Annotated in this window: 1 protein-coding gene; it reads right to left on the reverse strand. The window is 67.3% G+C overall.

Annotation, left to right across the window (positions count from 1 at the left end):
* A partial coding sequence (locus TW83_RS19030; protein WP_045984361.1) for a hypothetical protein occupies positions 1-214 on the reverse strand: 214 nt, incomplete at its 3' end.
* Between the last annotated feature and the right edge of the window lie 395 nt (positions 215-609).

Consider the following 609-nt stretch of genomic DNA (forward strand, 5'->3'; position numbering starts at 1 on the left):
TGATGACCTTCTCCATCAGCGCGGATTTGGTCGCCATGGGCAGGGCATCGAAACCCGGCGTGACGACAGCGCGGCCTTTCAGATGATGGTCCCGCCACAGGGCGGCGAAGCCCAGGCAGCGCCGGAAGGCGTCGTTCTGCTCTGCGATCAGCAGGCGCAGCATGTGGTCGCGGGCCTGCTCGGCGGCGGTGTCGGTCTGGATTGCTTGTGCCATTTGGCGTTCCTTCTTTTGCGACGATCCCGGCCCGGACTTTGCCCTGTGGCCGGTGCCCAAAATGGGCGAGGGGTCAGGCGAGGAAGCGCGCAGCGCGCCCCTCTCCTGAACCCTTGCTCCCGGCCGAGGGCAGGGGGGGAACCGCCGCAATGGGAAAATCCAGCGGACAAGGGGGTGGTGCGGCCCGCAGCGCGCAGCGCGAGGACACGGCCCCGCAGGACGTGCAGCATTTTCGTGTTGCGGTGGGGGACCGGCGGTCCCCTGACGGACAGGCGCGCAGCGCCTGGCCCAGCAAGGGCAGGGGGCGTTTGGCTTGTCCAAATCCCCCCTGCGTCCCGATCGCCGCGCCTCGCGCGGGGATCTCGCTATTCTATAAGCGACAGAGATTTATGCTT

The organism is Paracoccus sp. S4493 (genome assembly GCF_000967735.1).
In the GTDB taxonomy this organism is placed as follows: Bacteria; Pseudomonadota; Alphaproteobacteria; order Rhodobacterales; family Rhodobacteraceae; genus Paracoccus; species Paracoccus marcusii.